We start from the raw sequence: 16,318 nt of genomic DNA, 5'->3' as shown, positions 1-16,318 counted from the left end.
ATTAAAAAATATCCGGAACTTCTGAGTTAACTGAAACCATACGTACCATACTTAATTTTTCTTCCATACTTTCTTCCTCTTGTTCAGGATGAACCAATTCCTCTAAATAGGCTTTAGTGGCTAAAAATTCAGGGCTAAGTAAAGTGTTTTCTTTTCTAGGTCGTGGCAAAGGAACACTTAATGTTTCTGAGACTCTACCTGGATTAGCTTCTAAAATAAGAATTCTATCGGCTAAATAAATGGCTTCATCTAGATCGTGAGTGATAAAGAAAATGGTTACATCAATGTTTTGCCAGATTTCTAAAAGGTAGCGTTGCATTTTTAAACGGTTTTGAGGGTCTAAAGCAGCAAAAGGCTCATCCATTAATAAAATTTTAGGCTGGGTTGCTAAGGCTCTAATAATCGCGACACGTTGTTTCATACCACCAGAAAGTTGATGTGGGTAAGCGTTGGTAAACTTTTCTAGACCAACTAAATCAATCCATTGAAAAGCTTCGGCTTCAGCTTGGTTTTTTGCCATGCCGCCTTCAGTTAAACCAAACATGACATTTTCTTTAACGGTCATCCAAGGAAACAGTGAATAACTTTGAAATACCATGCCTCTATCTGGGCCTGGGCCATCAACTAATTTTTCGTCAATATGAATCGTACCAATTTCGTGAGTTTCTAAGCCAGCAATTAAACGGGCAAGCGTTGATTTACCACAACCTGAAGGGCCAACAACACATACAAATTCACGCTTGTAAGCGGTAAAGTCGATAGAGTTAAGTACATTTACTTTTTTACCTTTATGCTCAAACGTTTTGTGTAAATCACTAATAGTTAATGCTTTAGGGCGTTGCAAAATACGTTGATTACGATCTTTAATTTCAGGCGTATACAAGGCCGCTAATGGGTGAACTTTTTTTAACATGACTTACTCCTATTTATCTGTATGCCAAGGGAATAAACGCTTGCCAATTTGGGCAAGAAGCATATCGGTAATGAGACCGATTAATCCAATAATTAAAATAGCGGCGAAGACATTATCAAAGTTTTTATAACGTGCTTGCTGAGTAATAAACCATGTAATCCCTGTGCTGGTACCAATTAATTCTGCAACGATTAAGTAGGTCCAAGCCCAGCCTAACAAAATACGCATATCGCGATAAAGATCTGGCAAAACACCCGGTAAAACTACTCTACGAATCATGCGAAAGCCTTTACAGCCTAAGGTTAAAGAGGCTTCAATAATAGCCATATTTAATTTACGGGTGGTGGTTGCCACAATTAAGACCATTTGAAAAAACGTTCCTATAAAAATAATGGCTATTTTGGGTGCATCATAAATACCTAAAATGGCGACCGCTAAAGCCCCAAAAGCGGGTGCGGGTAAATAGCGAAAGAATTCTGTAAAAGGTTCTATTAAATGTGATGCGGCATTGTAAGTTCCGGCCAAAATACCTAAAGGTACACCAAATATCATTGCCCAAAAGAAGCCCCAAGCAATAACTTGAATAGAGTGCCATAAACTTTCATGTAGCCAAGGTTGTCCATTACGTTTTGGGGGGGTGGTAAATGCGGTATAAAGTGCGGTCAAAACTTCATCTGGCGCAGGTAAATACACTGGGTTAGCAGGAGTTCCTTGCGGAAGTGCGGCCATATCAATTTGTGGGTTTTCTTTAATCTTTTTCTCGACTTCAATTTTAAAGACGTCCTTATCAATTAAAGCACCTTCTCTAAAATAACTTACTCCGCCTGAATCTGTGATTTCTACCTGTGGATGCCAAATAAAAGGTACATAACTTACTAAGCACCAAATAAAAATTGGGATAGCAAAGCTTGCAAAGGTCAGTACACGCGCTGACTTTTTATCTAGTGAGGTTCTTGGTCTTGTCCAACTTTTCAACATGTTCATAGGCAAATTCATCTTTTGAAGTAGAGGGGGTTTATAGGTATTACTTTTTTACAAAAAAGTAATAAGCATTTGTTGTGCCATCTTAAAAATGCGGTTTTATTAGGGATGTATGGTTTTGAAAGCCAATAAATGAAAGGAATTTGTTTCAATTTGGTTCACGAATGAACCAAAATGAAATATTTTTAATCGCTTTTAAAGGGATTTGCGGATAGAGGTTTGGCCAGACGTTAAGGTTTGTATTTTGCCATTGAGGTTAATTAAAGCCTGGCCATTTTGGTTAATGCCTAAGTAAATACCATTTAGTTTGCTGTTGGCGTTTTCTGCGGTAATGAGTTCAATTGGCTCATTAATAGCAAACATATCGTGCGTTTGCCAGTAGTCTAAAAGTGATTGAACTGAGAAATTTACCAGGCCTGGTAATTCTGTTTTTTTAAATAATTTGTCGATTAATGTTTCTGTTTTAAATTGACTTACACTGCTTGCGCTAGCGATTAAATCATTGTGATTGCGATTGATGCCTATGCCAATAATTAAGGCTCGGTAGTCTTTTTTAACCACTTGTTCAATTAATATGCCTGCCACTTTACCTTGGGTATTGTAAAGATCATTTGGCCATTTTAGTTGCAACATATCTTTCGTAATTTCAGTAAGGCTTTGGTGTAATAAAGTCGCAATTTGTAAACTTACCAGGCCTGTTATTTTGTCTTGCGGGTTAAGTGGAACTGCCCAAGAAAAAATCGCAGAGTCTTTATTAGTTTGCCATTTACGGTTTTGTTGTCCATACCCTGCGGTTTGTTGTTCTGTTATACAAAAAACAGCGGAACAAGGTTGGTGTTCAGATACATAATCTTTTAAATAACGATTGGTTGAATCAACACTTTGTAACTGAATGAGGGTATAGGGTGTGTTCAAAATATAGACCTTTGGTATAAATTATTTGTTTTTACGTCTTATTGTAATAAAACTACTCATGTTTTGTTCTTTTAAACAGACAAGACCGTTTACTAAGCGTCAGCTAAACCGAGTTAACATTCGCCTGCTTTTTGTCCAAACTACAAGGGCTGGCGAGAACGCTATGGATTTTTTCTTATTTTTTATTCTGTGTTATCGCTGTGCCAAAGGGTCAGAAACGTATTTTTTATTTAAAAATTACGTTTAGAATGTTACTACGTATTTAATTGTCTTAAAAAGCAAAGAGGTTTTTTATGTTTGAGTTAGCCAAGCAACGTTTAGAGTCAGTTTTTAAATATATTGATGTAGATGAAGAAGTTATGGATAGGTTATCCGTTGCTAAACGATCCATTATTGCCAGTATTCCTGTTCGTATGGATGATGGTTCGTTAAAAATATTTACGGGTTATAGAGTGCAATATGACGATACACGAGGGCCAACTAAAGGCGGTATTCGTTATCATCCACGGGTTAACTTAGATGAAGTGACCTCTTTAAGCTTTTGGATGACCGTAAAGTGTGCCGTTGCAGGTCTACCTTTTGGTGGGGCAAAAGGGGGCGTTATGGTAAACCCTAAAGAGCTTTCAAAATTAGAACTTGAACGTTTGTCACGTGGTTATATTAGAGCCTTTGCGGATGTATTAGGTGAATCACGTGATATACCTGCGCCAGATGTCTATACCAATAGTACCATTATGGGGTGGATGGCAGATGAATACAGTATTATTTCTCGTAGACAAGTCCCCGCTGCAATTACAGGTAAACCCATTCATTTAGGTGGTTCAGAAGGACGAGAATCGGCTACTGGGCAAGGTGCCTTACATGCCTTAAATGAATATGCTCGTCGTAAAGGCTGTAAACCAGAAGAAACCTCAATTGCTGTACAAGGTTTTGGTAATGTAGGTTATCACTTTGCACGGTTAGCAAAAAGCATGGGCTATAGAGTCGTGGCAGTTTCTGACTCCAGAGGCGCTATTTACAGTACCTCGGGTTTAAATATTGAAGATGTTTATCGCTTTAAACAAACAGATGATAAGCTGGCTTCGGTGTATTGCGATGGCTCTGTATGCAATATATTGGATTTTACTGAAATAACTAATGATGAACTGCTTGAGTTAGAGGTAGATGTTTTGGTTTTGGGCGCCTTAGAGAATCAAATAACCCAATTAAATGCCCATAATATTAAAGCCAAAACGGTTTTAGAAATTGCTAACGGGCCGGTTACACCGCAGGCAGATGAAGTATTAGAAAAAAATGGCATCAATGTGATTCCCGACGTTTTAGCCAATTCGGGCGGGGTGATTGTCAGTTATTTTGAGTGGGTACAAAACCGTTCAGGACTTTACTGGGAACGCCCAGAAGTAGAAGAAAAACTAAAAAAACTCATGTGTAGAGAAGCCAATATTATTTATGATTTAGCCCTAAATCATGGCTGTTCATTAAGAACCGCCGCTTATATTCACGGCATAGCACGTTTAGCGGGGGCGATTGATGAACGTGGTAACCAAAAATACTTTAAAAAAGTCCCTTAAGGAGTATTTAAGAGGCTAAAACAAATTATTTTAAGTGCTTACTAAAGAAAGAGTTAATTCACAACATGACAAATTTGGTTTGGATTCAAAGAGAGTTTCGTTTAGAAAGCACCCCTGTTATTCAGCAGGCATTAGCGCAAAGTGATCGCGTGATTTTGGCTTATTTTCACGACCCTAAACAAACAGTGGGTCAGGCAAATAGTGCAAGATTAGCGGCTAGCTTATTAAGCTTTAAAACCAATATTGAACAGCATTCGGGAAGTTTATGGATGCTAGAAGGTGATTTTGAAACTCGGTTAATTGAGTTAATTAAGCACCAAAACATAAAACAGGTTTATTACAGTTATCAAGTGGGTAGCCCATTTTTGCAAATGCAGCAAACGGCCTTAGATGTTTGTAAAAAATACAAAGTGGCTTTAACGCCGTTTTATAGTGAGTTTTTATTAGAACCAGAACGCTTGTTGAATAAACAACAAAAACCGTATTTGGTTTATACGCCTTTTTATAAAAACTTTTTAACAAAAAAAACGCAAATTGAGCCAATCTATGAGTCATTGCCTAGCGGTGATAAGTCTAGCGATAAAGCCAATGTACTCGCTAAAGCAGGTGATATACAGGTACCGCAAAAATATGCCGATTTACCTAACGATTTAAGCAATGTATTAAAACAACCTTGGGCAACCAAAATATTGGCACATTCGCCAGTAGGTGAAAAAGCGGCCTGGAATAGACTGTATGATTTTATACAAGAAGACTTAATCACCTATACCTTAGATAGAGATTTTCCAGCACAATCGGCTACCAGTGCATTATCCAGCTATTTGCATTTTGGGGAGATAGCGATGCGAGATGTTTTTTTCACTCTGCAAAGTCAAATTGAATCGGGCGATATTAAAGCCGATATCGCTCAACCCTGGTTGCGACAATTGGTGTGGAAAGAGTTTGCGCGTCATTTATTACACTGGTTTCCAGAAACCGAAAAACAGTCGTTTCAAAAAAAGTATTTGGCTATGCAATGGCCAAAAGATAACCATCTAATTAGCTTATGGCAAAAAGGGAAAACGGGGATTCCGATTATTGATGCTGGTATGCAAGAGCTTTGGCAAACGGGCATTATGCACAACCGTGTGCGTATGTTGGTGGCGTCTTTTTTAACAAAAAATTTAAATCAAAATTGGTTAGCAGGCAAGCAATGGTTTGATAACACCTTAATCGATGCCGACCCAGCCAATAATGTTATGGGCTGGCAGTGGGTTGCGGGCATTGGGGTAGATGCCGCACCGTATTACCGTCTTTTTAACCCGGTTACACAAAGTACAAAATTTGATAAAACGGGCGAATACATTAAACATTGGTTGCCACAGCTTAAAAATTTGTCAAGTAAAGCGGTGCATGAACCTTGGTTACACAAGCAAGAGTGTGAGCTAAAAGGTGTTATTTTAGGAGAAGATTATCCTTATCCCATTGTGGATTTAAAACAGAGCCGAGAACAGCATCTTACAAGAGTAAGTGAAATGAAATCTTGGGCTGCAAAAGCTTGATGCATCGCAATGTAGGATTGCTTTGGTATAGCTTTTTGTCTAAGATATGCATAACTTAAGTTGGTTTTTTTAAATTTAATTATTATTTGAAACTGCGGACCGTTTTTACTCATTTTTAAAATATTCGTGTCTCCGTGCCTTGGTGGTTGATTTCTTACAATAATGGATAATCAATCACAAAATATGTATACCTAATAATGAAAGAGAATTATGCAAATTAACGAAGCTCTTTACCCAATTAGAGAAGTCTCTAATCTAACAGGGGTTAACTCTATTACCTTACGAGCGTGGGAAAGACGTTACGGTTTAATTGAGCCTGTAAGAACAGAAGGTGGGCATAGGCTTTATACCCAAAAACATATTGATCAAATTAAAGCCGCAGTCGCTTTAACCGAACAAGGTGTGGCGATTAGCCAAGTAAAAGCCTTATTAGACGAACAGGCAAATACCCAAAAAATAGATTTTAAAGTGGGTGAATCTGATTTTCAGAATCGTTTAACAGAGTATGCATTCTCTTACGATAGCGAACAATTAAATATAGAGTTAGATAACCTATTTAATGATTTAGCCGAATTGTATTGGTTGCCTGTACTCAGTTCGGTAACCAAAATGCTTAAACAAGAATCACGATCAGGTTTTATTTTTTGGGAATCACAACTTATCCCAAGATTACAAACCCGCATGCGCTTTGCTATGCGTTCTATGAATATAGCAACCACGCAACCATTATGGCTAGAATCTAAGCCAGGAACTTCACAATCTATATTACTGTTAGCAGCCCTGTCTTTGACGCAAAAAGGGTATTATCCTTATGTGAATTTATATTCCATTTATGCAGACCAACAATATAAAGAGCTTGATGCAACTTTGCATACATTACAGTGCAATACCGTGGCTTTTGTTGATGATAGTAAGGATTTTGATAAAGTGTTTTGGAGTAAATGGGTAGATAATCACCCATTAATGACGGTGCATTTTTTCTTAGAAGAAAACGAGAATACAAGTTTAGACGGTAAAGCGAATTGTTTTATTAACTCAATTCATAATTTCGCTTAATTTAGTGTTATTTGGTCATGTTTTATGTCATTTGTAAATAGATTTACCAGGCCTGGTATGCCTGGTGGCAAACTAAATTTTGTGAGTATAGGTAAATCTAAAAGGGTTCTATTTCTGTAAAGATTGAATATCCGCTTCTAGTTGTGCAATTTTTTGATTAGCCGCGTCTAAAGCTTCTTGTAACAGAACTTCTTCTGTGACATCTTTTTGAATACCAATATAGTAAGTTAATTGATCAACCTCATCATAGTACGGCGTTACGCTTAATTCATTCCAAAAAACAGAACCATCTTTACGGTAGTTTTTTAATACCGTTCTTACCGGCGTAGAACCATCTATGGCATTACGAATGACTTTAATGGCTTGCTGTTCGGTATCGTCGCCTTGCAAAAAGCGACAATCTTGGTACAAAATTTCTTCGGATGAATAGCCAGTCAAATCCTCAAAAGCTGGGTTAACGTAGATAAGAATTGTATCGTGGCCTTCCTTTTCGGCAACCACAATACCTTCTTGTGCGTTTTCAACTAGCTGAATCAGTAAATTGGTTCTAAGTTTAAGGTCTTTCATAAGCTCAATGTTGTGAATGAAATTCTAATTTTATTCATTATGCCTTACTTACAACTACGGTCAAGTAGTGATTATTTATGATTTGTTATCAGTTGTTATCTCTATTAATGAGTCATTGCTTTAACGATAGGCGGTAACCTTCGATCTTAACGCCAGGTCTGCTGGGTAAGGGTGAAAAAACACCTGAGACTGCAAATACTCTGAACCATAGTGATTTAAAAACTGTTCTAAGATTTTAATGGCGGCAATTAACGGCACAATATCTTGCATAAACTCTTCTACGGTTTCTCGAAAATGTCGTTTTTCTGCAGGTGTAACCTGTTTTTTAAAGTAGCCATAAATGTGTTCTAACACATTTTTAACTGAACCTTTTTTTGAACGATAGGCCAATAATTTAAATAACTTAAGTTCATAACCTTTTATACTTTGTTCTAAATTAAACTTGCGAGTAGTGGCCACTAAAGCACCTAAATCACGATACAGTTCTTCATTTTTAGATAAAAACAGATATTTATGGTCTCTATGAAATGCCTGAAAACTTGCCAGTGTAGGTTGCGATTCTAAAAATTCACGCCAGCGAGCCGACGTAAAAACTTGCAGCATAAAATTTTCACGTAACCAAGCATCAGACAATCGTCCTTCTTCTTCAATGGCAAGATGAGGTAAAGCTTCACGTAAATCTCGGGTAAATAAGCCTGCCTGCATTGGGTCTTTAGAACCATGCCATTCGCCATTAGGTTGATAGACTTTAATGCGCTCTAAACCACAGCTAGGTGAACGTGACTTCACTACAGCACCATCCACTTTTTTATCCACCAATTTAGGGATAATTAGATTGTTATACGCCTGTATACCATCGGTATAATCGGTTTCAGATTTTGGCCCAATCACACGTACTTCGTTACCTATACCCACTAAACGAATGGTTTCACGCGGTGTTCCTAAAACGGCGGCTTCTGGGCAAAAAGGATAAAAATCGGCATATTTAGCTAACTCATGATTCACAAAGTCATCTTGAGCATGCCCACCATTGTAACGACATTCGGTTCCTCTTAAGCAGTCAGATACCGCTATTTTAATTCGTGGATAATGCATGGCGTTCTCCTTTTAAACTGATTTTATATGAAATCTTTATGTATATTGTACAATACTTATACAAAATAGTATAAAATTCTGTGAGATTTAAAAATAAGATTAAGTTCAATCGTTAAATTTGTTAAATTGAGCAAAGTTTTTGTTTTATAGCCTATGTATTTGCATACAGGTTAATTGTTGTTGTTTTAAATAGGTTGCCTTATTGGCAAAAAACCATAGGATATATTGTCATGTTTAATCGTATTAAAAGCGTCGTGATAACGTTATTGTTTAGTCTGTCTTCTTTTGTTGTTTTTAATTCACAAGCCCAAGCCGATGACTTAAAAGTAGGGGATATGGCTCCCGGTTTTACTTTGATTGATCAACATGGAAATAATGTGTCATTAAGCGCACAAAAAGGCAAATGGGTGGTGTTGTATTTTTACCCTAAAGACGATACTCCAGGCTGTACAACAGAAGCGTGTAGTTTTAGAGATAATATAAATAGATTAATTACTCAGCAAGCTGTGATTTTGGGTGTGTCGGTTGACAGTAAAGATAGCCATATAGAATTCTCTAAAAAACATAATTTACCATTCTCATTACTGGCTGATGAAGATGGCAAAGTGGCTAAAAAGTACGATGCTATTTTAGATTTAAAACTCATTAAGTTTGCAAAGCGTAATAGTTTTATTATTGATAAACAAGGAAAAATAGCCAAAATTTACCGTGATGTTGACCCAAGTGAACATGTACGCGATGTAATTGCTGACTTAACTAAATTACAAAACCATGACTAAAAATAGAATTAAAAAACAAGATAAAATCGATGTTTTTTATGTAAAACACTAAAATATTTAATAAAAAATAAAGCGTAAACGGAAACTCTATGCACTATAAGACTTATACAAATTATCAACATGGTGACGCCGCTAAAATTGGTGTACTCATTACCAACCTAGGTACACCTGATGCACCAACTAAAGAAGCGTTAAAGCCTTATCTTAAAGAGTTTTTATCTGATCCACGCGTGGTAGAACCACCACCAGCACGTTGGTTATGGAAACTTATTTTAAATGGCATTATTTTAAATACCAGGCCTGCAAAATCGGCTGAAGCCTATAAAACAGTATGGGATTCTGAAGGTCCAGGTGCGCCATTATTAAATATCTCTAAAAGACAAATTGATGCTATTGCCAGCTATGTAAAACCAAAAATAAATACCGATATTGAATTTGAATTAGGTATGCGTTATGGCAATCCTTCTATTGGGTCAGCGCTACAAAATTTGCAAGCTAAGGGTTGTCAAAAGATTTTAGTTTTACCACTTTATCCACAATATGCTGGGGCAACAACCGCTTCAACGTTTGATGCTGTAAATGAAGAGTTAAAAGACTGGCGTTGGATACCTGATATAAGAACCATTAGTCAGTATGCTCGTCATCCAGGTTATATTGAAGCACTGGCCAATTCCATTACAGAATACCAAGCCGAACATGGTAAACCCGATTTATTGGTCATGTCTTATCACGGTATTCCGCAACGTTATTGGGATAATGGCGATTCATACCCTTGTCAGTGTCATTTAACTTCACGTTTACTGGCCGAAAAACTCGGTTTAAGCAAAGATCAATACAAGGTTACTTTTCAATCACGTTTTGGTAAAGAACCTTGGGTGCAACCTTATACTGATGCAACTATGATGGCATTGCCAAAAAATGGCGTCAAAAATATTCAGGTTATTTGCCCTGGTTTTTCAGCAGATTGTTTAGAAACAATTGAAGAAATTGGCGAAGAAAACCGTGAATATTTTGAAGAAGCAGGTGGTGAAAAATTTGGTTACATAAAATGTCTAAACGACCGAGATGATCACGCCAAAGCGCTAGCAGATTTAGTGCTTCAAAACCTACAAGGGTGGGATGAAATTATTGATGAGCAAGATCTTGCCAAAGTTAAAGAAAATGCAGCAAGCCTTGAAACACAAATGATTTTAAAACATAGTGATTAATCTCTTTTATTAAAAACATTGTTAATTCAAAACTATAAGTGATGTTTTTAACTTAATTTAAAAACCTTTGTTTTTAAATGATAATTTACCAGGCCTGGTAAAAAAGACCAAGAGCAATAGGGTAAAAGTATGAGTGAACAAAAACGTATTGATTTTAGCCAAAGAGTGGTTATTGAAACCCTAAATCAACCGTGGATAGGTAGCCCATCTGAAGGGGTATTGCGCAAACCGTTAGAAAAAGAGTTTGCCGAAAGTGGCCGTACTACCAGTTTAGTTCAGTTTATGCCTGGAGCTTCTTTTGCACCACATAAACACCCAATGGGTGAAGAGTTATTTGTGCTTGAAGGCGTGTTCTCGGATGAAACGGGCGATTATCCTGCCGGTAGCTATATTAGAAACCCACCAGGCTCAATGCATAAGCCGTTTTCTAAAGAGGGCTGTGTGTTGTTTGTAAAACTAGATTATTTTGAAGCTGGAGATTTGGAAACAGTCAAAATACAAACCAATTTTGAGCCAAGACAACCCGGTATTGGTAATTTAAAAGTCATGAGTTTGCATAGCTATGCCACGGAAGGTACGGCCTTGGTTTATTGGCCAAAAGGCGAAGTGTTTCAAGCTCATACCCATTTTGGGGGCGAAGAAATTTATGTGATTAGTGGCGAGTTAATTGACGAACATGGTCGTTATCCAGCCGGCACTTGGCTAAGAAGCCCACATTTAAGTAAACACTTTCCGTATGCAGAACAAGAAACGCTTATTTATGTAAAAACAGGGCATTTATAGTTAATAGCCAATCGTTTATGTTTTTTGTTATTAGGCATTTAATCTTGGTTATTTGTAATTATCAATTTCACTTTAAATCAAACTAGACGATTCAGACAAAACCAATAAATAGTCAATCTGTAAAAGCATAAATCACAAATCGTAAATCGTCATTATCAGGCTTGACCTGATCATTTTCACAGGCCTGGTAAAAGTTGTTTTCAGTTAAAAAATGGATCAAGTCGCCATTAAACAGATTAAGTTTTGTGTTTTAAAGATTAAGGAGCCAGTCGTTTAATAGACCAGGCCTGGTCTTTTTGGTCGGTGGCGTTTGCGGTAGGTTCTGTTGTTGATAGGTCTATTGATTCATACAAAATCCTATCATGCAGACGGTTTTCACCACCTTGCCAAAATTCAATTTTATTAGGAATTACTTTATAACCGCCCCAAAAATCAGGAAACGGTACTTCACCATCTTTAAATTTAGCCATAAGCTTTTCATACTGGGCTTTAAGTAATGATTTAGATGAAATGATTTCACTTTGATGGCTTACCCAAGCACCAATTTGGCTACCTTTTGGGCGACGACTAAAATATTTTAGTGATTCAGCGGTGGATATTTTAACGGCTTGACCTTCAATGCGAACTTGACGCTCTAAATCAAGCCATAAAAAATGTAAACTCACATTAGGGTTGTTTTCAATATGATGAGATTTTTCACTTTTAAAATTGGTAAAAAAAACAAAACCACTTTCATCAAAATATTTAAGCAATACCGTGCGACTGGTTGGTTGTAAATTAGCGGTTATCGTGCCTAATGTCATGGCATTGGGTTCAGTTAAATCGGCTTTTTTAGCTTCTTCAAACCAAAGGTCAAACTGTTCATAGGGGTTTTTGGCTACTTCATCTTCATTTAAACCACCTTTTTGATAACTTTGGCGCATATCAGCCAAATCTTTAAAGGTTTTACTCATAAAAATCCTCCTCACTTAATGCTTCCCAATGGCTTGGCTCATTAAAGCCACTGTCACCCTGTTTTTTAAAATGAATAGGGCGACAACAAACAGGGCAGTCTTCAATCATTTCATTTGATTCATCTGAATCATCAATAACCCACTCAAAGAGTTCCCAGCAATAAGGGCATTGCATTTGTATGCTTTCTAGCTCAATGTGTTCGGCTTCAAAATGTTTTAAATCAGAATCGTCAAAGTTTTCTACGTCATCTTCTGTTGCATTTAACGGTTGTAAATCATCTGAACGCATTTTATTCACCCTTGCAAGTTGGACTTTTTAAGCAAATTCCTTATTAACAGCCATTTGAACCGCTATTGTCTTTGAAAGTTAAGCTTATAACTTTTTAGTTGCCGTTACCAAGTTTATAACAAATTATTGGTTTATTGGTTTAGTCAAAATTGAAGAGATAGTAATATTTATACCTTATAAAGATATTTAAGTTGTTTAAAAGTAACGCTTTGTCATACTATGAATAAATCTCATATTAAAATTAAGGTTATTTAAGTAATCTCTAATATGTTTTTATGCAGACACAGTGAGTTAAATGCTTTTATTAGAATTTGATTTTATGCTAAGGATATTTAATGAAAATAGAAACACTTGAACTGGTGAAAGATCATTTTCAATTGATGCAAACCAGTACTTTTCAAGATTTTAATGCCCAACTTGTGTTTATGTTTGGCGATGAAAACCTCTTTAAAAATCCCAAGTACTATTTAGAGCTTAAAAAACGTTATCCCAATGCAAATATTCTTGGCTGTTCTTCTTCTGGTAATGTGCTTGGTGTAGAAATTAGTCACGCACCCATCGTCGCAACAGCCGTTCAATTTACAACATCTCATGTTCGTTTACACAAACTTGCCTTAAAACCTATTCTAGATGAAGATAAATTTAAAGCTCAACTGAGTCAGACTATGGATGATTTAAACAGTAATGGATTAAAGCATCTTTTTGTTCTTGCTAGCGGTCTTAATATGAACAGTTCTCAATTGGTAAGTATTTTAAATAAAGTCAGTCCAGTGCCTGTAACGGGTGGCATAGCAGGCGGAGAAGATTTTTTTATGGAAACTTGGATAGTCGCTGACGATAAACCTCAAAATAATGTGATTGCTCTTTTAGGGTTTTATGGTGATTCAATACATACTGGTTATGGTTGTTATGCTGGGTGGAGTGAGTTTGGTGCAGAGAGGCATATTACAAAATCTACAGATAATATTGTTTATGAAATAGATAGTCAGCCAGCACTTGATTTATACAAAAAATATTTAGGTGATTATGCTCATAATTTACCAAATAGTGGCTTACGCTTTCCATTAAGTATAAAACAACACGATGATGATCCCGAAGTGATTAGAAGCATGATTGCCATTAGTGAAGAAGATAAATCCATTACATTTGCTGGGAATGTACCTACAGGCTTTAAAGCCCGCTTAATGAAACCTAATTTAGATAGTCTTATTGATGGTGCAGGCATGGCCGCGCAGCAAATTAGAAAAAGTAACGATTTACCCGCGTTAGGGTTGGTTGTCAGTTGCGAAGGGCGTAAAGTGGTTATGGGAGAGATGATTGAAGAAGAACTCGATGCCATAGAGGATGTTTTAGGCAAAAATGTATTGCTTTGTGGTTTTTATTCTCATGGTGAAATATCGCCCATGAATGATAAGGCAAACAAGAGTTCTTTACACAATCAAACAATGACATTAACCACTATATATGAAGATGAATAATGCATAAACTTTTATCAAGGCAATTAAAAAAAGCTTACGGCAATGATTATGCAATTGAGTCTTTACCGTCAGAAGTGCAAACGTTAATTACTTTGGTGACAAAAGCTTATGATGATCTTTCGGATGAGCGAAAGTTTTTAGAATATACCTTAGAAATGAATTCTGCAGAACTGACGGCAGCAAATGACTTGGTCACAGAAAAAAATAAATCCCTTAATAAGCAAATTAGAGCGGCTAATCATTCAAAGGTGTTTTTAAAACGGTTAATAGACAGCATTCCCATGTTTGTTTTAACCTTAGATAAAGAACTCAATATCATTACTAGCAATGAACAATTTTTAGCGAATACAAATAAAAAAGTAAGTTCATTTAAAGATATTTTTCCGGACTCAAAAACCTTAGAAAGTTTTAATAAAGATGTGCAATTTTTATTTTCTGAACAATCAGAATATATTTACCATGAGATGGAACTTTTTGATAACTATAACAATACACTCTACATTTCTTGGACTCATACCTTAGTTGAAAATGAGTCTGGAGAAGCTATAATTCTTTCAATTGGTTCTGACTTAACACATCGCAAAGAAGCCGAAAATGCTATGCAATGGATGGCTTATAACGACAGCTTAACCCATATTGGTAATCGTAGAGATTTTCAAAAAAATATTAAGGTAGCCTTACAACGTAAAACGACAGGTGCCTTAGCCTTTATTGATGTAAATCATTTTAAACAAATCAATGATTTTCACGGCCATACGGTGGGCGATCAAGTTCTTATTCATATTGCAGATACCCTAAAGCAAATTACTCGTTCTATTGATATTGTAAGTCGCCTAGCAGGTGATGAGTTTACGGTGTTTTTTTGCAGAGTGGATGAAACCAATATTAACCACATTTTAGATAAACTTGCCAAATCACTTAATAGCTACATTACTTTACAAGATGGCTCACGACTCGAATACTCTGTCAGTATTGGTGCTGCACTTTTTCCACTACATAGTCAGCAAGAAGAAGAGTTAATTATAAAAGCCGATATTGCCATGTATAAAGCCAAAAAAAGCGGTGTGGGGCGTTGGCATTTATTTGACCCTGTCCATGACGATCTTAAGGACTTGAAAGAAGACAACCGTCTTATTTACGGTTTAAAGCAGGCAATAGAAAGTAGCCGAATGCAACTGTATTATCAGCCTATATTATGTTTAGAAACAAAAACCGTGTCGCACTACGAAGTGTTATTACGCATGATTGATGAAAATGGCAAAATGGTCTTTCCTGGCGAATTTATTCCTGCGGCAGAAAGAATGGGATTAATTCGTAATATTGATGAATGGGTATTAGGCCACGCTTTACAACAATTAGCGTTAAACTTAAAAACATACCCAAATTTAAAATTTACCGTTAATATTTCCGCCCCATCATTGCAGGCAGCAGAGTTTCCCAACCATATTAAGCAAGCGTTACAAGAAAGCGGTGTGGCGAGTAAACATCTTATAATCGAGTTAACCGAAACGGCTTATATTGATAATGTTGATCAAGTGAAAAGAAACCTTCAAAAAATTCATGCATTAGGCGTAAAAATTGCCCTTGATGACTTTGGTGTTGGTTTTTCGTCTTTTAGTTATTTAAAGAAAATGCCATTAAGTTACGTTAAGCTTGATGGATCTTATGTAAAAGAGCTCATAAATAGCCCAGAAGACCAAGTGTTTGTAGAAGGTGTTTCTAAAATGGTACAAGCTTATGGAATGCAAACCATTGCCGAATTTGTGGGAGATGATGCCACATGTAAACGTTTAATGGAGCTAGGGGTAAGTTATGGCCAAGGGTATTTTATAGGCCAACCAAAACCTTATTTAGCCACCATAGACGAAATTAAAACCAATTTACTAAATTAATAAAACATTAAAAAACAATTGTTAAATCCAATATAGATTTACTCTATGTCCACAAAACCTTATTGGCCACAGGGTATACCTGGCATACCAGGCCTGGTAAATTTTTTTACTTTTATAACGTTATTGTTAATAAGTCTGTATTAACTGCTTATCTTATTTGTAATTTTTACATTTAATCTATATTTATAATCATTTCTATCGCATTTATGCGAGATTTCTTAAATCTCAGACCCTCTTTTTGAGGTATGGTATAAAAGAGAGAATTAAAAACATTCTAATCGTCTTTTAACAATCTTG

At 36.3% G+C, this 16,318-nt stretch carries 15 protein-coding genes; 8 read left to right on the top strand and 7 right to left on the bottom strand.

The window, feature by feature from the left end; all coding sequences use genetic code 11:
• Nucleotide 1: 1 nt before the first annotated feature.
• From ACYQ0E_RS08810 to ACYQ0E_RS08800, 3 genes are all read right to left on the bottom strand, one after another.
• On the bottom strand, nt 2-913 hold the full coding sequence (locus tag ACYQ0E_RS08810) for an ABC transporter ATP-binding protein (protein ID WP_460187863.1): 912 nt from the start codon (nt 911-913) through the stop codon (nt 2-4).
• 9 nt (nt 914-922) lie between these two features.
• A complete protein-coding gene (locus tag ACYQ0E_RS08805; RefSeq protein WP_460187862.1) occupies nt 923-1,897 on the bottom strand; it encodes an ABC transporter permease in 975 nt (324 codons plus the stop codon).
• 192 nt (nt 1,898-2,089) lie between these two features.
• The gene (locus ACYQ0E_RS08800) at nt 2,090-2,809 is read right to left on the bottom strand and encodes a biotin--[acetyl-CoA-carboxylase] ligase (RefSeq protein WP_460187861.1); all 720 of its coding nucleotides are present in this window, start codon (nt 2,807-2,809) and stop codon (nt 2,090-2,092) included.
• A gap of 293 nt (nt 2,810-3,102) precedes the next feature.
• Here ACYQ0E_RS08800 and ACYQ0E_RS08795 point away from each other — a divergent pair, with 293 nt between their 5' ends.
• The 3 genes from ACYQ0E_RS08795 (at nt 3,103) to ACYQ0E_RS08785 (ending at nt 6,977) form a co-directional block, all read left to right on the top strand.
• Nucleotides 3,103-4,380 carry a Glu/Leu/Phe/Val family dehydrogenase gene (locus tag ACYQ0E_RS08795; protein ID WP_460187860.1) on the top strand — a complete coding sequence of 426 codons (1,278 nt, stop codon included), beginning with the start codon at nt 3,103-3,105 and terminating at the stop codon, nt 4,378-4,380.
• Nucleotides 4,381-4,445: 65 nt separating this feature from the next.
• Nucleotides 4,446-5,921: a cryptochrome/photolyase family protein gene (locus tag ACYQ0E_RS08790; protein ID WP_460187859.1), complete on the top strand. Its 1,476-nt coding sequence runs from the start codon at nt 4,446-4,448 to the stop codon at nt 5,919-5,921.
• 210 nt (nt 5,922-6,131) lie between these two features.
• The gene (locus ACYQ0E_RS08785) at nt 6,132-6,977 is read left to right on the top strand and encodes a MerR family transcriptional regulator (RefSeq protein ID WP_460187858.1); all 846 of its coding nucleotides are present in this window, start codon (nt 6,132-6,134) and stop codon (nt 6,975-6,977) included.
• 108 nt (nt 6,978-7,085) lie between these two features.
• Here the strand turns inward: ACYQ0E_RS08785 and ACYQ0E_RS08780 are convergent, their stop codons facing one another.
• Nucleotides 7,086-7,544 (bottom strand): PAS domain S-box protein, encoded by a 459-nt coding sequence (locus ACYQ0E_RS08780; RefSeq protein WP_460187857.1) that lies wholly within the window; start codon nt 7,542-7,544, stop codon nt 7,086-7,088.
• Between the two features lie 120 nt (nt 7,545-7,664).
• Complete coding sequence (locus ACYQ0E_RS08775) at nt 7,665-8,639, bottom strand: YbgA family protein (RefSeq protein ID WP_460187856.1); 975 nt, start codon at nt 8,637-8,639, stop codon at nt 7,665-7,667.
• Nucleotides 8,640-8,869: 230 nt separating this feature from the next.
• Between ACYQ0E_RS08775 and ACYQ0E_RS08770 the strand changes: the two genes are divergently transcribed.
• From ACYQ0E_RS08770 to ACYQ0E_RS08760, 3 genes are all read left to right on the top strand, one after another.
• The gene (locus ACYQ0E_RS08770; RefSeq protein ID WP_460187855.1) at nt 8,870-9,418 is read left to right on the top strand and encodes a peroxiredoxin; all 549 of its coding nucleotides are present in this window, start codon (nt 8,870-8,872) and stop codon (nt 9,416-9,418) included.
• A gap of 89 nt (nt 9,419-9,507) precedes the next feature.
• Nucleotides 9,508-10,626 carry a ferrochelatase gene (gene hemH / locus ACYQ0E_RS08765; protein WP_460187854.1) on the top strand — a complete coding sequence of 373 codons (1,119 nt, stop codon included), beginning with the start codon at nt 9,508-9,510 and terminating at the stop codon, nt 10,624-10,626.
• A gap of 129 nt (nt 10,627-10,755) precedes the next feature.
• Nucleotides 10,756-11,409 carry a cupin domain-containing protein gene (locus ACYQ0E_RS08760; protein WP_460187853.1) on the top strand — a complete coding sequence of 218 codons (654 nt, stop codon included), beginning with the start codon at nt 10,756-10,758 and terminating at the stop codon, nt 11,407-11,409.
• 257 nt (nt 11,410-11,666) lie between these two features.
• On the opposite strand, the gene pdxH is transcribed toward ACYQ0E_RS08760, so the two are convergent.
• Together pdxH and ACYQ0E_RS08750 are read right to left on the bottom strand one after the other, a co-directional pair.
• The gene (pdxH, locus tag ACYQ0E_RS08755; protein WP_460187852.1) at nt 11,667-12,362 is read right to left on the bottom strand and encodes a pyridoxamine 5'-phosphate oxidase; all 696 of its coding nucleotides are present in this window, start codon (nt 12,360-12,362) and stop codon (nt 11,667-11,669) included.
• On the bottom strand, nt 12,355-12,651 hold the full coding sequence (locus tag ACYQ0E_RS08750) for a CPXCG motif-containing cysteine-rich protein (RefSeq protein WP_460187851.1): 297 nt from the start codon (nt 12,649-12,651) through the stop codon (nt 12,355-12,357). Before ACYQ0E_RS08750 ends, pdxH begins: the two co-directional genes overlap by 8 nt.
• A 335-nt stretch (nt 12,652-12,986) precedes the next feature.
• Here ACYQ0E_RS08750 and ACYQ0E_RS08745 point away from each other — a divergent pair, with 335 nt between their 5' ends.
• Both ACYQ0E_RS08745 and ACYQ0E_RS08740 read left to right on the top strand, forming a co-directional pair.
• A complete protein-coding gene (locus tag ACYQ0E_RS08745) occupies nt 12,987-14,129 on the top strand; it encodes an FIST signal transduction protein (RefSeq protein ID WP_460187850.1) in 1,143 nt (380 codons plus the stop codon).
• Complete coding sequence (locus ACYQ0E_RS08740; RefSeq protein WP_460187849.1) at nt 14,129-16,021, top strand: putative bifunctional diguanylate cyclase/phosphodiesterase; 1,893 nt, start codon at nt 14,129-14,131, stop codon at nt 16,019-16,021. Before ACYQ0E_RS08745 ends, ACYQ0E_RS08740 begins: the two co-directional genes overlap by 1 nt.
• The last annotated feature ends 297 nt before the right edge of the window (nt 16,022-16,318 follow it).

Source organism: Thiomicrorhabdus hydrogeniphila (assembly GCF_054656895.1).
The sequence above is the reverse complement of the archived record's forward strand: the minus strand, read 5'-3'. Positions and strand labels throughout refer to the sequence as shown.

Excerpts from the sequence above, each read along its gene's own strand:
- ACYQ0E_RS08780 (WP_460187857.1), bottom strand. The coding sequence starts at position 7,544 with ATGAAAGACCTTAAACTTAGAACCAATTTACTGATTCAGCTAGTTGAA.
- ACYQ0E_RS08750 (WP_460187851.1), bottom strand. The coding sequence starts at position 12,651 with ATGCGTTCAGATGATTTACAACCGTTAAATGCAACAGAAGATGACGTA.
- ACYQ0E_RS08770 (WP_460187855.1), top strand. The coding sequence starts at position 8,870 with ATGTTTAATCGTATTAAAAGCGTCGTGATAACGTTATTGTTTAGTCTG.
- ACYQ0E_RS08790 (WP_460187859.1), top strand. The coding sequence starts at position 4,446 with ATGACAAATTTGGTTTGGATTCAAAGAGAGTTTCGTTTAGAAAGCACC.
- ACYQ0E_RS08760 (WP_460187853.1), top strand. The coding sequence starts at position 10,756 with ATGAGTGAACAAAAACGTATTGATTTTAGCCAAAGAGTGGTTATTGAA.
- hemH (WP_460187854.1), top strand. The coding sequence starts at position 9,508 with ATGCACTATAAGACTTATACAAATTATCAACATGGTGACGCCGCTAAA.
- pdxH (WP_460187852.1), bottom strand. The coding sequence starts at position 12,362 with ATGAGTAAAACCTTTAAAGATTTGGCTGATATGCGCCAAAGTTATCAA.
- ACYQ0E_RS08775 (WP_460187856.1), bottom strand. The coding sequence starts at position 8,639 with ATGCATTATCCACGAATTAAAATAGCGGTATCTGACTGCTTAAGAGGA.
- ACYQ0E_RS08740 (WP_460187849.1), top strand. The coding sequence starts at position 14,129 with ATGCATAAACTTTTATCAAGGCAATTAAAAAAAGCTTACGGCAATGAT.
- ACYQ0E_RS08785 (WP_460187858.1), top strand. The coding sequence starts at position 6,132 with ATGCAAATTAACGAAGCTCTTTACCCAATTAGAGAAGTCTCTAATCTA.
- ACYQ0E_RS08810 (WP_460187863.1), bottom strand. The coding sequence starts at position 913 with ATGTTAAAAAAAGTTCACCCATTAGCGGCCTTGTATACGCCTGAAATT.
- ACYQ0E_RS08805 (WP_460187862.1), bottom strand. The coding sequence starts at position 1,897 with ATGAACATGTTGAAAAGTTGGACAAGACCAAGAACCTCACTAGATAAA.
- ACYQ0E_RS08795 (WP_460187860.1), top strand. The coding sequence starts at position 3,103 with ATGTTTGAGTTAGCCAAGCAACGTTTAGAGTCAGTTTTTAAATATATT.
- ACYQ0E_RS08745 (WP_460187850.1), top strand. The coding sequence starts at position 12,987 with ATGAAAATAGAAACACTTGAACTGGTGAAAGATCATTTTCAATTGATG.